The organism is Synergistes jonesii, assembly GCF_000712295.1.
In the GTDB taxonomy this organism is placed as follows: Bacteria; Synergistota; Synergistia; order Synergistales; family Synergistaceae; genus Synergistes; species Synergistes jonesii.
This window is the reverse complement of sequence record NZ_JMKI01000030.1, coordinates 1-14,963: the sequence shown is the minus strand read 5'-3', so window position 1 is coordinate 14,963 and position 14,963 is coordinate 1. Positions and strand designations below refer to the sequence as shown.

At 51.1% G+C, this 14,963-nt stretch carries 16 protein-coding genes; 8 read left to right on the top strand and 8 right to left on the bottom strand.

Going from position 1 to position 14,963, the window contains the following annotated elements:
* Positions 1 to 14: 14 nt before the first annotated feature.
* A complete protein-coding gene (locus EH55_RS06345) occupies positions 15 to 872 on the bottom strand; it encodes an IS256 family transposase (protein ID WP_037975880.1) in 858 nt (285 codons plus the stop codon).
* Positions 873 to 971: 99 nt separating this feature from the next.
* The gene (locus EH55_RS06340; RefSeq protein WP_037975875.1) at positions 972 to 1,217 is read right to left on the bottom strand and encodes a hypothetical protein; all 246 of its coding nucleotides are present in this window, start codon (positions 1,215 to 1,217) and stop codon (positions 972 to 974) included.
* Positions 1,218 to 1,451: 234 nt separating this feature from the next.
* Between EH55_RS06340 and cas6 the strand changes: the two genes are divergently transcribed.
* Both cas6 and EH55_RS06330 read left to right on the top strand, forming a co-directional pair.
* Positions 1,452 to 2,213 (top strand): CRISPR-associated endoribonuclease Cas6, encoded by a 762-nt coding sequence (cas6, locus tag EH55_RS06335; RefSeq protein WP_037975872.1) that lies wholly within the window; start codon positions 1,452 to 1,454, stop codon positions 2,211 to 2,213.
* Positions 2,214 to 2,228: 15 nt separating this feature from the next.
* On the top strand, positions 2,229 to 3,065 hold the full coding sequence (locus EH55_RS06330) for a carbon-nitrogen family hydrolase (RefSeq protein WP_037975870.1): 837 nt from the start codon (positions 2,229 to 2,231) through the stop codon (positions 3,063 to 3,065).
* Between the two features lie 180 nt (positions 3,066 to 3,245).
* On the opposite strand, the gene EH55_RS06325 is transcribed toward EH55_RS06330, so the two are convergent.
* The 5 genes from EH55_RS06325 to EH55_RS14875 all read right to left on the bottom strand — a co-directional run bounded on the left by EH55_RS06325 (position 3,246) and on the right by EH55_RS14875 (position 6,746).
* The gene (locus EH55_RS06325) at positions 3,246 to 3,584 is read right to left on the bottom strand and encodes a DUF3870 domain-containing protein (protein ID WP_037975867.1); all 339 of its coding nucleotides are present in this window, start codon (positions 3,582 to 3,584) and stop codon (positions 3,246 to 3,248) included.
* 34 nt (positions 3,585 to 3,618) lie between these two features.
* Positions 3,619 to 4,740 carry an aminotransferase gene (locus EH55_RS06320; RefSeq protein ID WP_037975863.1) on the bottom strand — a complete coding sequence of 374 codons (1,122 nt, stop codon included), beginning with the start codon at positions 4,738 to 4,740 and terminating at the stop codon, positions 3,619 to 3,621.
* Positions 4,741 to 4,795: 55 nt separating this feature from the next.
* A complete protein-coding gene (locus tag EH55_RS06315; protein ID WP_051682704.1) occupies positions 4,796 to 5,287 on the bottom strand; it encodes an MgtC/SapB family protein in 492 nt (163 codons plus the stop codon).
* Between the two features lie 142 nt (positions 5,288 to 5,429).
* Positions 5,430 to 6,077 carry a PAQR family membrane homeostasis protein TrhA gene (gene trhA / locus EH55_RS06310; RefSeq protein ID WP_037975862.1) on the bottom strand — a complete coding sequence of 216 codons (648 nt, stop codon included), beginning with the start codon at positions 6,075 to 6,077 and terminating at the stop codon, positions 5,430 to 5,432.
* A 150-nt stretch (positions 6,078 to 6,227) separates the two neighbouring features.
* Complete coding sequence (locus EH55_RS14875; RefSeq protein WP_081839468.1) at positions 6,228 to 6,746, bottom strand: TetR/AcrR family transcriptional regulator; 519 nt, start codon at positions 6,744 to 6,746, stop codon at positions 6,228 to 6,230.
* 770 nt (positions 6,747 to 7,516) lie between these two features.
* On the opposite strand from EH55_RS14875, the gene EH55_RS06295 reads away from it, so the two are divergent.
* The 3 genes from EH55_RS06295 to EH55_RS06285 all read left to right on the top strand — a co-directional run bounded on the left by EH55_RS06295 (position 7,517) and on the right by EH55_RS06285 (position 11,597).
* Entirely contained in the window at positions 7,517 to 8,716 is a 1,200-nt protein-coding gene (locus tag EH55_RS06295; RefSeq protein WP_037975856.1) for a metal-dependent hydrolase family protein, read from the top strand.
* Positions 8,717 to 8,785: 69 nt separating this feature from the next.
* The gene (locus tag EH55_RS06290; protein WP_037975854.1) at positions 8,786 to 10,207 is read left to right on the top strand and encodes a sodium:solute symporter family protein; all 1,422 of its coding nucleotides are present in this window, start codon (positions 8,786 to 8,788) and stop codon (positions 10,205 to 10,207) included.
* Between the two features lie 127 nt (positions 10,208 to 10,334).
* A complete protein-coding gene (locus EH55_RS06285; protein ID WP_037975850.1) occupies positions 10,335 to 11,597 on the top strand; it encodes an amidohydrolase family protein in 1,263 nt (420 codons plus the stop codon).
* A 75-nt stretch (positions 11,598 to 11,672) separates the two neighbouring features.
* Here the strand turns inward: EH55_RS06285 and EH55_RS13455 are convergent, their stop codons facing one another.
* Positions 11,673 to 12,314, bottom strand: a complete 642-nt coding sequence (locus tag EH55_RS13455; protein WP_051682703.1) for a TetR/AcrR family transcriptional regulator — start codon at positions 12,312 to 12,314, stop codon at positions 11,673 to 11,675.
* A 197-nt stretch (positions 12,315 to 12,511) separates the two neighbouring features.
* Here EH55_RS13455 and EH55_RS14870 point away from each other — a divergent pair, with 197 nt between their 5' ends.
* From EH55_RS14870 to EH55_RS06270, 3 genes are all read left to right on the top strand, one after another.
* Positions 12,512 to 12,736: an amidohydrolase family protein gene (locus EH55_RS14870; RefSeq protein WP_141730509.1), complete on the top strand. Its 225-nt coding sequence runs from the start codon at positions 12,512 to 12,514 to the stop codon at positions 12,734 to 12,736.
* A gap of 91 nt (positions 12,737 to 12,827) precedes the next feature.
* Positions 12,828 to 14,003 (top strand): metal-dependent hydrolase family protein, encoded by a 1,176-nt coding sequence (locus EH55_RS06275; protein ID WP_037975849.1) that lies wholly within the window; start codon positions 12,828 to 12,830, stop codon positions 14,001 to 14,003.
* 190 nt (positions 14,004 to 14,193) lie between these two features.
* A partial coding sequence (locus EH55_RS06270; protein WP_037975847.1) for an IS256 family transposase occupies positions 14,194 to 14,963 on the top strand: 770 nt, incomplete at its 3' end.

Here is a 14,963-nt window from a genome sequence, read left to right as displayed (position 1 = left end):
CTGATAGACACCCTTCAATCATTCATAAAAGCCTTAATGTCCTTGTAAGAGACGAATTTTGTCGTGTAACGGATCTGATGGACGATGCAGCGCTGGACTTCGGCCTTGGGATATACGGCGCTTATCGCATCTGCAAAGCCTGTCAGGCCGTCGACGGAGATAATGAAAATATCTTCGGTGCCGCGATTACGGATCTCGTTAAGGACACCGACCCAGTACTTGGCGCTCTCATTTCCGCCGACCCACAGGCCAAGGACTTCACGATGCCCGTCCAGTCTTGTCCCAATAGCAACATAAACGGCTTTCTTGACGGTTCGGCCGTCCTGCCTCACATTGAAATGCACGGCGTCCATAAAGACGACTGCATACTTTTTGGCCAGCGGCCGGTTCTGCCATTCTTTGGCAATCGGCAGAATTCGATCCGTCATTCGCGAAATCATTTCAGCAGAGGCATCCACACCGTAGATAGACTGCAGGTGAGCCGAGATATCCCGGGTCGTCATGCCTTTTGCATACATGGACAGGACCTGATCCTCTATATTTGAGATATCGGTCTGGTTCTTTTTGACTGACTGCGGTTCGAAGTCACCCTTGCGGTCTCTGGGGACGTCGATCGGGATATCTCCGGCCGAAGAGGTGACTGTTTTAGGGCTGTAGCCGTTGCGGCTGTCATCTGTATGCTTGTTCTTGTAGTCATATTTGCTGTAACCGAGATGGTCATCCATCTCGGCTTCCAGCATCTGCTGGATCGTATCTCCGAGAAGATCCCTCAGCATAGCCTGTACGTCCTGGGCGTCTTCCGGTTTGTAGTGGGAAAGGAGACTCTGAATAAGCGCTTTTCTTTCCGGTGTCAGTTTTCTCTGTCTTGCCATAAAAATATCCTCCTGGATTGAATTTATCTTAACACCAATCCAGGAGGCTTGCTTTCTTCTCTATGGAGTTTACACAGAATTTGTTATACTCTCATAAAATTACCGGAGGGTAGGTTTTATCCTTTCATCGTCATTTCCGCTGCCGAACTCCGCTATGTCGATCTTAGAAATTCCAAGAACCTTGAGCGTTTCAGCCTGAACGTCCTCAACTTTTAGCCACACGCGAATTTCTTGAGTCAGCTTATCGGCAGGCATCTCGACGAAGCTGTCGATGTCCGAAAATTCGTCTTGGTATTTCTCGGCTTCTCTTCTGCCAATATCTTTGACCGCGTCTAAGAATCCCAAAATTCTCACCCCTGTTATGCTGACAATTTATTACTTTTAAAAGCAAAAACCAAATACTTGTAGTAAAGCAGAATCAAATTTCACGAGAACATATTACAATATTACTATAACAAAAATGATATATTTTTACAATTGTACTTTTTGAAAATTTATACCTAAATATTCCCAAAACCCCGTTATCATGTTACTCTGAAATCAGATGGGAATTTTCGGCGTGGGGACGGAGGGATCGTCTTGCATATTTTGCTGTCTATAAATTCCAACGAGGCAAATGTTTTAAAGCTGCCGCGCGCCAATCTGCATCTTTTCCAGTCGATGGTCTACCGCCTGCTTCCCGCCGAATGGGGGGATTTCCTCCACGATCAGGGGTATGTGGTGGACGGGCATCCGCTTAAGCTCTTTGCGATAGGCTGGCCCAGCTCTAAAACGGCGCCTAAAATCGGAGCCGATTCAATAGAATTTGCTCTGCCTATCAGCATCGTCGTCTCCACTCCGGTCGCAGAGACCCTCGACGGCGTCGCCTGCGGAGCGCTTGCAAGCAGAGAAATCAGGATAGGAAATAACCTTGTTTATTGTGAAGAGATAAAAGCGGCGGAAATGTCGGCAGATGGGGAGGAAATGACGGTAAAAACCCTTTCCCCTATTACATGCTACATTGCGTCGCAGAGGGAAGACGGAAGGAAATATACTGTATACCTGACGCCTTATCAAAAAGAATTCTCGGAATCTGTTCATAACAATCTGATAAAAAAATTCCGCGCGCTCTATCCAGGTGCCGAGATACCCGAGGGCAGGGTGGAAATTACTCCGTTAGGCGAGGTGCGGGAACAGGTATCGATGTACGACAGGGGAAAAACTTTTCCGATAAAGGGCTGGAGCGGTACTTTCAAAGTAACCGGGCCGAACGGCCTGCTTTCCGTCGCGCTGGAGTGCGGGCTCGGAGCGAAGAACAGCTCTTGCTTCGGCTGCATTGTCCGAGCGGATGTTGAATTCTGATAGAGGTGTGATTTTATGCTTCGTATAGGTATAGCGCAGATCGATGTGAAGCTGGGGGATCGCGCGGCGAATTTCCGCGCGGTGTCGGGGTGGATGAAAAGGCATCACAGGCCGTCGGAGTTGGAGACCATCGTAGTGCTGCCGGAGATTTTCGACGTAGGCTACGTGATAAGCAGGGCGGAGAAGTACGGCGACATGGAGGCGCGCGAGGCGGCGGAGTTTCTCGGCGGACTCGCGCAAAAGTATAATGTCTGCTTCGCCGGCGGCTCGGTGCTCGCCCTTACGGAGCGCGGCGCGGTGAACCGCGCCCTCGTCGTTTCGCCAGACGGGCGTCTTGTCGCGCATTACGACAAGGCGCACCTTGTGCCGATGATGGATGAAGATAGGTATCTGAGCGCGGGGAGCGAGCTCTGCGTGTTCGAGTTCGGCGGCGTAAAGATCAGCCTCGCGATCTGCTATGACTTGCGATTCTGCGAGTGGCTGCGCATGGGCGCACTCGCCGGAGCGCAGCTCTGCATTATTTCAGCAGAGTGGCCGTCATCGCGAATCGATCACTGGAAGACGCTTCTTCGCGCGCGTGCGATCGAGAATATGATGTTCGTCGCGGCCTGCAACAGGGTCGGCGTGACGAACTCCGAGGCCTTCGGAGGACATTCCGCGGTGATAGACCCGTGGGGGCGCGCGCTTTACGAGGGAAGCGCCGGCGAGGAGGGCGCTTTCGTAGATATCGAGCCGGATGAGGCGACGGACGCGCGAAATTTTATAAAGGCGTTCGCTATGCGCAGGCCGGAGCTTTATAAGCTGCTGCAGCCGCCGCTGAAAAAGTCCGATAACGAAATCAAAAGCTCTTAGATTCGGGCAGGAAGATAAACGCAAAGGCCCTTGAGAGTAAGCCTTGATAGGCCAGCGTCGCAAATAAAGGGCGCTGCCTGTCGGCGAGGCCGACGGCCGGGCTTCACCATAGGCCTTGAAGCTGCGGAGACAGCCCAGACGGCGACGCAACGTTCAAGGGCGCGTTTGCACGGACGGTTTTCATTCGAACTTTCCCACGCCGTGTTCGCTGCGCCACGTCCGGTACTTTTTGACGGCCTCCATGTAGGCCATCTGAAGCGCTTTCTGCGACGACGCGAGATAAGTCGTGCGTATCGCTTCTATAAGCTCTTTGTCTACGTCGGCGAGCGAGCGCCCGATGAAGAGCTCCTTTATAAAATCTCCCGTCGCCTTAAGCATCACCGTGACGTCGAGGTCCAATATCCTGCCGCTCTCGGCCTCGACGATGAATACGATAAAAAAGTGCGAGAAGCGCGCCGTTATCGGGTTCTTCTGCTGGGTGCGCGCGTTTCCGATTATACAGAGTTTTCTTGCTTCCATTCCGACGTGCTTCGATCCCGGCGCGGAGGCGCGTCTAAAGCTTTTTAGTGAATTCGCTGAGCTTGGCGAGCCCCGCTTCGAGTTCCGCTTTATTGCAGGCGTAGCCGATGCGGAAGCAGTGCTCCTCGTCGAAGCACGAGCCGGGCGTCAGGAAGGCGCCCGTCTCGGCGAGGAGGCGCGAGCAGAATTCCTCGGAGGGAATGTCGGCTTCGCAGTAGAGCAGAGCCGTCGTGCCGCATTGAGGCTTCACATAGGAGAAGCGCCGCTCCTTGGCGACCCATTCGTCGAGCAGCGCGAGATTTTCGCGCACGATCCTCTTATTGCGCGCTAATAAAGCCTCCTTCGCCTGCAGCGCGACCGTGGCGAGCGCTTCATCTATCACGCCGCAGCTTATCGTGTCGTAGTCGCGGTGCAGCAGAACTTCGTGCATCGCTTCGGCGCTTCTCGTCGCTATCCAGCCGAGGCGCAGCCCCGCGAGCGAGAAGACCTTCGACACGCTGCCGATCGAGATCCCCTTTTCGTAAAGGTCCGCTATCGAAGGCTGATAGAGCTCCTCCTGAGTAAGGAATCTGTAGACTTCGTCGCACAGGACGTAGGCGTCCGCCGAACGGGCGATCTCGACTATCGCGCGCAGCGTCTCTTCGGGCATCAGCGCGCCGGTCGGGTTGTTCGGATTGTTGATGCATATGAGCTTCGTCCTCTTATTGACGAGCGAGCGCAGGCGTTCGAGATCCGGCTGGAAATTTTCCTCCCTCTTCAGCTTCAGCACGCGCAGCTGCGCGCCGTAGGACTCGGGAATCGAATACAGCTGCTGATAGGTCGGCATAACTGAGATTACCGCGTCGCCCGGCTCGACGAGGGAATACAGCGCGAGGTGGTTCGCCCCCGAAGCGCCGTGTGTCGTGACGACGTCGTCCGGCGATATGGAAGCGTAAAGCTTCGCTATCTCCCCCTTCAGAGCCGCGGCGCCGAATATCTCGCCGTATGTCAGGCGGCGCTGGGAGAAATCGTCGAAAAACGCCCTCCTGTCGCGCCCGGCCAGGCGGAAGAGCTCGTCGAGCGTCACCGAGTCGACGCAGGTCTCGGCGATGTTATATTTCGCTTTCGTCTCGTTTTGATTCATCCACTCTTCAACTTTGAACGCCGCTATCTTCATCTTTCTGCCTCCCGTTTAGATTGTTTTTTTGCCCCGCTTTTTTCTGCGAGACCGGTTACTTTCGTCTGCGCTTCCGCATCCTCTCCCAGCGCATCCTCGCGCGGATCTCGCGGAACGTCTCTTGGGAGCAGGCCAGCGCGGCATAGCCGATTAAGCCGGATATTATTGTGAGGCGCAGGAGGCCGAGCCCCGCGCCTATGCCGAGCACCGTCATAAGATAGACTTCGGCGGCGGTCGTTATCCCCTTTATGTCGCCTTGCGGCCCCTTGTATATAATGCCGGCGCCTATGAAGCCTATGCCGGTCAGCATGCCGACCATGAGCCTAGCCGGATCGCTCCTGAAGTTGAGCGTCTGCACAGCCAGCGTAGACGCTTCGTTGAAGCCGTAGGAGGATATCATCGAAATCGTCGCGGCCGCGACCGCGATAAGCACGTGCGTGCGCGCGCCGACGGGCTTATGCCTGCGCCTTCGCTCTAAGCCGAAGAGAATTCCAAAGAACGCCGCAAGCAGCAGCCTCTTAATTATTTCGCCCTCACTCAGGAACAACCTTGTCACCTCCAGCCGCGCTTTTGCATAGTTCATGATTTTTTATAATTATATACGAATTTCTATCGTCCTATAAGCCGATATGAAAACAACGGCCTCTGCGCCTACGGATATATTATGCGTCGCGCGCCGCGGCGGCGCTTTAGGCGAAGCACTTCGCGACCGTTATATAGTGGCAGAGCGAACCGCCGATCACGAATAGGTGGAAGAGCTCGTGGGAGCCGAACCAGGAAATTCTCAGCCGCGGACGTTCGAACCCGAATATGAACGCGCCGGTCGTGTAAAGCAAGCCGCCGGCTATGAGCCACGCCATCTCCGACGCCGTCAGGGCGCGCGCTATCGGCACGACGAAAAACGCGGCTATCCATCCCATCGCGACGTAAAGCGCGCAGGAGAGCCAGAGCGGGGCGCGCATCCAGAAAATCTTCATTATGAGCCCCGCCGCGGCGACGCCCCAGACGAGCGAAAGCATCACGTAGCCGAGCGGATAGCCGAGGGCGACGACGCATATAGGCGTGTAGGTACCGGCGATAAGGAGGAATATCGCTATATGGTCGAGCCTTTGCATGAAACGCGCGGCCCGCGCTCCCACAGCACAGCAGCAGTGATATATCGAGCTCGTGGAGTAGAGCAGCACCATGCTTATCCCGAATATCAGCACAGACGCGAAAGCCGCCGTACCGCCGCGGCCAAAGGCGCCGCAGGCGAGCTTTATCGTTCCGGTCAGCGCGGCGAGAGCTCCCGCGAGATGGGTCAGCGAGCTCGTGATCTCCCTTTTGTCTTTTTTCACTCGTTTCAGCCCCTTAAAGCGGACTGACGACATTATAGCTCATCGCCGCATTCCGCGCGCGATGTTCGGCGGATATAAATCCATAAAGGGCGATTCAAATTTCCTCTTCGCATGGCGTAAACGGCGTATAATGAAAAATTTTGCTCTAATCTAATTTGTATTTTTCTGCGGGCGGACCCCGTCCAAATAAATTTTGAAAAATGCAGAGCTGCGTTTTTTTATCGATTCCGTTCCTCCATGTATACACCAATCTATTATTGCGCCTCGTACCGCCATTGTCACCGTCCTGATTATCCGCTCGATAGGAATATCGCGGCGAATGCTGCCTTCTTCCTGCCCCTTTTTAACTATATCCGATAAGACAAGATAATAGAGGCGGTTTCCGTTTGTCATACGATCACAAACCTCCGGCGCACGCATCATATAAGAATATGTAACGGATGCAAATTCACTTCCCCAGTTGCAGTATACATCAAGAGACAGTTCGCAGAGGCCGCGCAACAGATCCATTGCATTTCCTGGACTCGGATCATTGATCTTTTCTTGATAATACCAATAATACTCCTCATCAAGTTTATTTGCCCAAATATATATAAGGTCTTCTTTGCATTTGAAATGATAATAAAAAGCACCGACAGAAGTGCCCGCTGCGGCGGCAATATCTTCCACACTTGTAGCATGAAAACCTTTTTTTGAAACAACCTTGTCGCAGCGTCAAATAGAAGCTGCTTTGTAAGTTCCGATTTAGCCATTCGTTTACTTGGTTTCGCGGATAAATTTTCTTCTAAATAGCCTGCCTCTGCATTTTTAGTTTGGTGTGGATCATTAGGCTGCGGAGCGCTTTTTTTGGTGATATTATGTGCTTCGCGCAATTCTTTTATAAAACGGGAAACGGTTCGAAGACTGTAACCTTTGCCGCAACTATCTTTTAACCAATTACAGACCTGTGCGGCAGAAATAGCTGGGTAATCTCTCAGCATATTTAAAACAGCATCTCTATGCTCATCTAATTTCCTGTTACGCCGAGTATATGAGGGTGGGTTTTCTAATCTTTCAACCGGTATTTCCCAATATCGGTCAACAGTTCGCCAGTTAATCTTCAGCTGATTTGCTACAGAATTCTTCTTGAAGCCCAATTTTTTTAGCTTTTGAATCTCACTGTATAAGCCGGCTTTCTTCATAGTTTAGAGTCCTCCGTAACAGTTAATAAAATTATATCATGTCTTGAAACATAAAAATTGCGGTCGGAATACCCATACCTGATTCTACAAATAAAATTACGCAGATATTTTACTTTATACAATATCTTAATAAATAATATTACAATTAATTAAACTTTTCACAAAGATGTTTAATATTGACAAGGAAATTTTTGACTATATAATGATTTATAAAATACATTCGGTGAATTTATTCAAAATAGCAAAGGAGTTGATATTATGACAGGCTTCTTTTTAAAAAACGCAAATGTCATCAATGTCAAAACCTGTACGGTTGAAGAAAACAAACTGCTTTATATCGTCGATGGCAGGTTCGCGGAGACATCGTCGCCTATTGGTGCCGATGAACCTGTCATCGACTGCGAGGGAAAATTTGTCTCTCCCGGAATAATCGATGCGCACGTTCACCTCGTGTGGGATGGGACATCGCCGGACCCTATGACGGATACGCTCGCCGACGGAGACTTCGTCTGCTTTGCAAAGGGCTGCTCCAACGCGAATAAGTCACTCAAAGCAGGCGTTACGTTGGTTCGTGACGTAGGCTCATGCAACGATACGGCAATTCCGCTTGCCGCGTCCATCAACCGCGGTTACATTCAGGGGAGCCGCGTGATCCCCTGCGGAGGCGCGATCCAGGGCTCATACGGCCATTGCCCGATGATAGGCACGATTTGCGACACAAAAGGTGAATTGATCAAAAAAATAAAACAGCTTAAAGGCGCGTTTATTGCTCACAGGATCGCGCCGCCGCATTGGATCAAGATAATGGCGAGCGGCGGAGCCGCAGGACTTGAAGATCTCGGCCCCTGTATGTACTCTGTGGAAGAGCTGGAGGCAATTGCATGTGAAGCGCATCGTCTTAACATTAAAGTCGCAGCCCACGCCCTTTCCTACGATGCGATCAGTAAATGCGTCTATGCCGGCATCGACACGATCGAGCACGGCGCAGAACTTGATGAAGAACTCCTCCTCCACATGAAAGCCCACGGCCAGACATGGGTCCCAACGGTTGCGGTATATAAAGTTCTTTCGGAAAGCCGCGGCGTCGTTGCGGACATAATTGTCGACAAATCAGAAGGCGTAACGAAAAAACAGCGCGCGATATTCAAAAAGGCGATGGAAATCGGGACGCAGATCATGATGGGGAGCGACGCCGGGTCGGCGAATTTTGGCCCCCATCCGTCAGGGCTCATGGAAATGTGCGTAATGGAAGACTATGGGATGCCGAAGGCGGAAGTTCTTCGATGTTCAACCTATGAGTCTGCACGAATTCTCGGAGTGGATAAAACGCTCGGCTCGATTGAAGTGGCAAAGGTTGCGGATTTTGTCATACTTGCAGCAAATCCGCTTGAAAAAGGCGCAAAGGCATACATTGAAGATCTCTGCGCCGTTTATAAGCTTGGCGAGTTGGTAAAGTAACAAAAATATAAAGTCGTCTGCTGCTGTCAGTTTCATAGTTCATAAAAAATATGGGAGAGTGGATTCTATATGCATACACTAGTACATCAACCGGCAATGTTGGCTATCGTTGTCGCGTACCTCGCAATTCTTCTTTTGGTAGGCCTTCATTTCTATAACAAACAGAAAAGCGTTGCCGCAAACGAGAGTGGGGCGGATTTCTTTCTTGCCGGACGCTCGCTTGGTAAAATTGTCGCAGTAGGAACGATGCTTGCAACATTCACAGGGAACGGCACGATCTCCGGGGGCGGCAACAGCCTTGCGTTCAATTATGGTTTGTGGTCGGGGATTTTCTTTGTAGTCCCCCCCATTCTTTCCTTCTCGTTCCTTTACTTTGCGGCGCCGAAGATTCGCGCCGGCGGTCATACCACAGTCGCTGAGATGATCGAAGACAGGTTCGGCTCAAATGCACGTTTCTTTGCCGGCATCATCATTGCGCTCGCAATGGTTTCGATCGTTTCATACCAGTATCGCGGGCTCGGATTCATCCTCAACGCTACTACCGGTATCTCAGTCGAGACTTGCACGGCGATATGCTGCGCGGTCGTCGTCGCCCTTGCATTCTCAGGCGGTCTGAGAACAGTCGCCGCAACGGACGCACTGTCTGCATTCCTGATGGTCGGCGGCCTTGTTATAGGCATTCCGTTCCTTCTCAACGCGATAGGCGGCTGGGGCTGGGTAATTGAAAATGCCGCTGTAAACGATCCTAAATCACTGACATTCTTCGGCGGGCAGACATTGATTGGTTGGGCCGGCGGCTATCTGCCGCTGTTCTTCCTCACAATCGGCGACCAGAACTACTATCAGCGTATCAACGCAGCAAAAGACCTTAAAACGGCGCGCGCCGGGCTTCTCGGCAGTATGGCGGGATGCTGCATAATCATGCCGGTCGTTGCGGTCTATGCGTTTTGCGCAAAACAGTGGTTTGGCGGAAATATCAGGGCGGGACAGGCTCTCATTTCAACGGCGACACTAATGCCGACAATCATAGGCGGCATCGTACTTTCCGCGGCGGCCGCGTTCACAATCACAACAGGCGACTCTTACCTTCTCTCGGGAGCGTCAAACTTCACGATCGATATTTACAGAACGCACATCAATCCAAAAGCGACGCCCGCCGACGAAATGCGCGCATCGCGCTGGTTCATCCTCATCGCAGGTGTCCTTGCATACGTTATCCTACAATTCTTCCCGTCGGTTCTTGCGATCCAGTATTGGTCATACACGATCTACGCAGCAGGCATGACGCCAGCCGTCGTCGGGGCACTGCTTTGGAGCAATTGCACAAAGCCCGGAGGCGTCGCTTCAATGTTTGTAGGCACGGCCCTTACGATCGCATGGGAAGCTACGCTCTATAAAGCAACAGGCCTCCAGACGATCTACGTCGCGCTTCCGGCGTCGTTTATCGTCTTGGTGCTCGTTTCTCTATGCACGCAACCAAAAAAATCATAGCTATTCGAGGCACAGTTTGATCAACACAGTTTAACGCTTTGACAGCAGCAGACGCATAAGCATACGAAACAAGTTACGGTAACGGACAAAATCGTCTCTGACATCAATATACAAGGAGGGTAAAGGGATGGAAAATTTCGTTAAAATCAAATGCGGAAAAATGTACGACGGCTTAAAGCCCGCTTTTCAGGAAAACACTGAGATACTTATCTGCGGAAAATACATCAAAGAAGTCGGACGCAACCTGCCGATGCCGGAAGGCACGGAAATCATCGACCTTTCGGACCGCACGGTGACGCCTGGGCTCATCGACGCCCACGTGCATCCGCAGTTCTTCCACTGGCGCGACGTTTACCTTGACACGATCTATAATTCTAATGGCTATAGAGCTCTTGCCACATATCATACGGCGGAAAAATCGCTTTACGGCGGATTTACGACAATACGCTCGATAGGCTGGTTCCGCGAATCATACGAGCTCGACGTAAAACGTGCGATCAATGAAGGATACCTGCCCGGTGCAAGAATGGTCGTCGCTCCGCATCTTATCGCGAGCTCCGGAAGCCACGGAGATATGTCGCAGGTTGCGAGAAACAACCCCGCAATCGCAGATTTCCTTGAAAGTACATATTCGGGAACAGGCAACGGGCCGGACTTTTTCCGTGCGGCAGTACGCCGAGACAAAAAACTTGGCGCAGATTTCATCAAAATAATGGCAACGGGCGGATTCGCAACTCCGAACGACGATCCCGACGATATTCAGATGAGCGACTGCGAATTTGAAGCGGTCTTTGACACGGCAAGAGAACTGAAAATAGGAGTGACGGCGCACGTCTACGGACCGCGCCTGATGCAGAAGCTTATCGGCTACGGCATTCAGGGCATGGAGCACGGTTCGTTGATGGATAAAGAGACGGCAAAGATGTTTGAAGACACGGGAACATATCTCGTCCCGACGTTCTGCCCGTATCAGGACGCCATCGAAGGAGATGAAGAGAGCATGGCAATGAAATCGCCTGCTTTCCGCCACAAACTCCATGTCTATCAGGACCGTTTACGCAAGGGGCGCGAAGTGATCCTTGAAAGTAATATCAAGCTTGGATATGGCACGGACTTTGTCACGGTACACGACAATTTTGAACATGGCTGGGAATACAGCTCATGGCTGAGAAGCGGGGCAGATCCCTTCCGCGCATTGCAGGCGGCTACGAAAAACAACGCGGAGATCTGCGGCATCGAAAAGATCGCCGGTACCATTGAACCCGGCAAATATGCGGACATCGCCGGTTGGAAGAGAGATTTGCTTAAGGACGAAAATGCGCTTCGTGATTGCTCGTTCGTAATGAAAGAGGGCGTGCGGTATAAAGCTGAGAGCTATATCGACTTATAAGCGGAGCAAAACTAAGCAAAAAGGGCCGCTGCGCCAAGCAAAATTCGGGCTTGGCAGCGGCCCTTTTTGTCGGATTCAATTAAGTTTTTTATTTTCGTATGCCGTGCTTACGCCGCGTATAAAAATATCAAGCGGCGATTTACAGAACTCGCGCATTGAGAGCTTTGAGTTGTTTATAGCCCACGCGGAGAAAAGCCCGCGGCTCAAGACTGTGAGGTCGGAAGCGATCTGTTCGGCTGCCATACGTTTTGTTATAGAACCCTCGCTCTGTCCTTTTTCTACGAGTTCCAAGATTATCTTAAAATAAGTGCGTTCGCTGTCGGTCATTGTTCGGGCAAAGTCTTTATCAGAAAGCATGTAGGCATATATGACGCTTATATATTCCATGCCGAAATCTGCGCAAATCTCATGAACGGCAAGAAACCACTCTCTCAGCAGCTCCAGCGTTCCCGCTTCTTGATATTTCGGATCTTTCTTTAATTCTTCGTAATATTCCTTGTACTTCTCGTCAAGCTTGAAGTGCCATGCAAAGAGCAGGTCATATTTATTTTTGAACAGATGATAAATAGTTCCGACAGATATCCCCGCTTCCTGCGCTATTTCTTCAACGGTAACGTTATAGAAGCCTCTATCACGAAACATTCTGTGTGCCGTGTCAAAAACGCGGCTCTTTGTTTCCAATGCCTGCTGCTTTCTTTTAGTGCTGCGGATATACACAGAAAATCCCTCCTCTGAAATATCTTAGCAGAAGTGAATTCAATTATATCAAAAACCATAAAATTTTATTACATGACCCTTTTAGCATATCATATTGAATAGAATCGGTACGAGAAATATATTTTCACAACAAGCGGCAAAAATTATGTATATAGCCGAATCGTCGGCGCCGACGAGCTGCGTTCGACGATTTCAATATACTTGTCCGCAGACAGGCGAAATGCAGGGTTCCTGCGCTGCGCACACTTGTCGCAGCTACGAGTGCAAATGCCAAGATAGTAGGCCGCAGCGACATTGGCGAACTTGTCCCGGGCAAGCTTGCGGATATTGCGGGATGGCGTCGCGACGTACTGAGCGATTTTGACGCCCTTTCAGAATGCAGCTTCGTCATGAAAGAGGGCGTGATTTATAAGAATCTCTAAATAAGGCGGTTAATCACGCCCTGCTGTGCTTTGCCCAACTTCGCGGCAGACCGTATAATATCATCAAGTGAATAAGAGGGGATAATGATCGATGCTGATTAGCAATGTTCATATTTTTGACGGGGAAAAGCAGCTTGAAGGACTTTACGACGTAGTCACTGACGGGGAACTCATTAAATCTGTGGAGCCTCGCACAGAAGAGCGCACATCAGGCTGCGGAGATGTAATAAGCGGAAACAAAAATTGGCTGATGCCCGGTTTAATAGACCTGCACGTCCACCTCACCTGGAACGGCAAAACCGATCCGGCGACGGATATCATGCATTCATCGCCCGAAGAAAACTTGATGGAGACCGTAGGTAATACATTAAAGTATTTGTCAAACGGCGTAACCAGCGTACGCGACTTGGGTTCGCCAAATGACGATTCCCTTCATGTGTCAAAAGCGATAGCCCGCGGGCAGATAAGAGGGCCACGCATTTTCGGGAGCGGCATGTCCCTGATAATGACCGGGGGGCATGATCCATTCAACGGTATGCCGGTTGACGGGCCCTGGGAAGCGCTGAAGGGCGTCCGTAAACAGGTTGCAAAGGGCGCTTCCGTGATCAAGATCTCGGCGACCGGCGGAGTTTACGGAAGAGCTGAGGGCGAGGGCGTCGACGATACAGAACTTCGTCAGGAAGAGCTTGATATGATAATAGACGAAGCCCATCGCCGCGGAATACCGGTGACGGCCCACGCGCTCGGAGAAAAGGGAATACGCTCGTGCCTGAAAGCAGGTATTGACTGCATAGAACATGGGCACTATATCCAGCGGGATATGGCGGAACTAATGGCAAAGCAGGGCACAGCTTTAGTTCCCACCTTCTTCATATACAGCCATTTGGCAGACAGCGATAATATCCCGGAATATGCCCGCAAAAAATCACAGGCTGTAATTGAGGCTCACCATAGATCTCTGGGATATGCGAAAAAAGCGGGAGTGCTTATTGGTGCGGGATCCGACGCCGGTTCACCGAACGCGCCCCACCCGTGCATGTTTGAAGAAATAAAGGCGCTGCACGATGGCGGCTTGACGAATGAAGAGGCGTTGCGGGCAGCTACGGGCAATGCGGCGCGCATACTGCGTCGCAGCGGAAAACTTGGCGCTGTAAAACCGGGGGCTTATGCCGACCTAATAATGACATCAGAAAATCCATGCGAGAATCTTGACGTCCTTCTTGATCTGCGCATGGTTATAGCAAACGGTGAAATTGTAAAACGGTAAAGACATACACAATTACTGTGACAAAGCTTTTTCTTCAAACTATTAGGCGCGCCACCTAAAAGAAGGCTGCCGCCAAGCCTGGATTTCGCTTGGCGGCGAGAGTATAACAAATTCTGTGTAAACTCCATAGAGAAGAAAGCAAGCCTCCTGGATTGGTGTTAAGATAAATTCAATCCAGGAGGATATTTTTATGGCAAGACAGAGAAAACTGACACCGGAAAGAAAAGCGCTTATTCAGAGTCTCCTTTCCCACTACAAACCGGAAGACGCCCAGGACGTACAGGCTATGCTGAGGGATCTTCTCGGAGATACGATCCAGCAGATGCTGGAAGCCGAGATGGATGACCATCTCGGTTACAGCAAATATGACTACAAGAACAAGCATACAGATGACAGCCGCAACGGCTACAGCCCTAAAACAGTCACCTCTTCGGCCGGAGATATCCCGATCGACGTCCCCAGAGACCGCAAGGGTGACTTCGAACCGCAGTCAGTCAAAAAGAACCAGACCGATATCTCAAATATAGAGGATCAGGTCCTGTCCATGTATGCAAAAGGCATGACGACCCGGGATATCTCGGCTCACCTGCAGTCTATCTACGGTGTGGATGCCTCTGCTGAAATGATTTCGCGAATGACGGATCGAATTCTGCCGATTGCCAAAGAATGGCAGAACCGGCCGCTGGCCAAAAAGTATGCAGTCGTCTTTATGGACGCCGTGCATTTCAATGTGAGGCAGGACGGCCGAACCGTCAAGAAAGCCGTTTATGTTGCTATTGGGACAAGACTGGACGGGCATCGTGAAGTCCTTGGCCTGTGGGTCGGCGGAAATGAGAGCGCCAAGTACTGGGTCGGTGTCCTTAACGAGATCCGTATCGCGGTACCGAAGATATTTTCATTATCTCCGTCGACGCCTGACAGCTTTGCAGATGCGATAAGCGCCGTATATCCCAAGGCCGA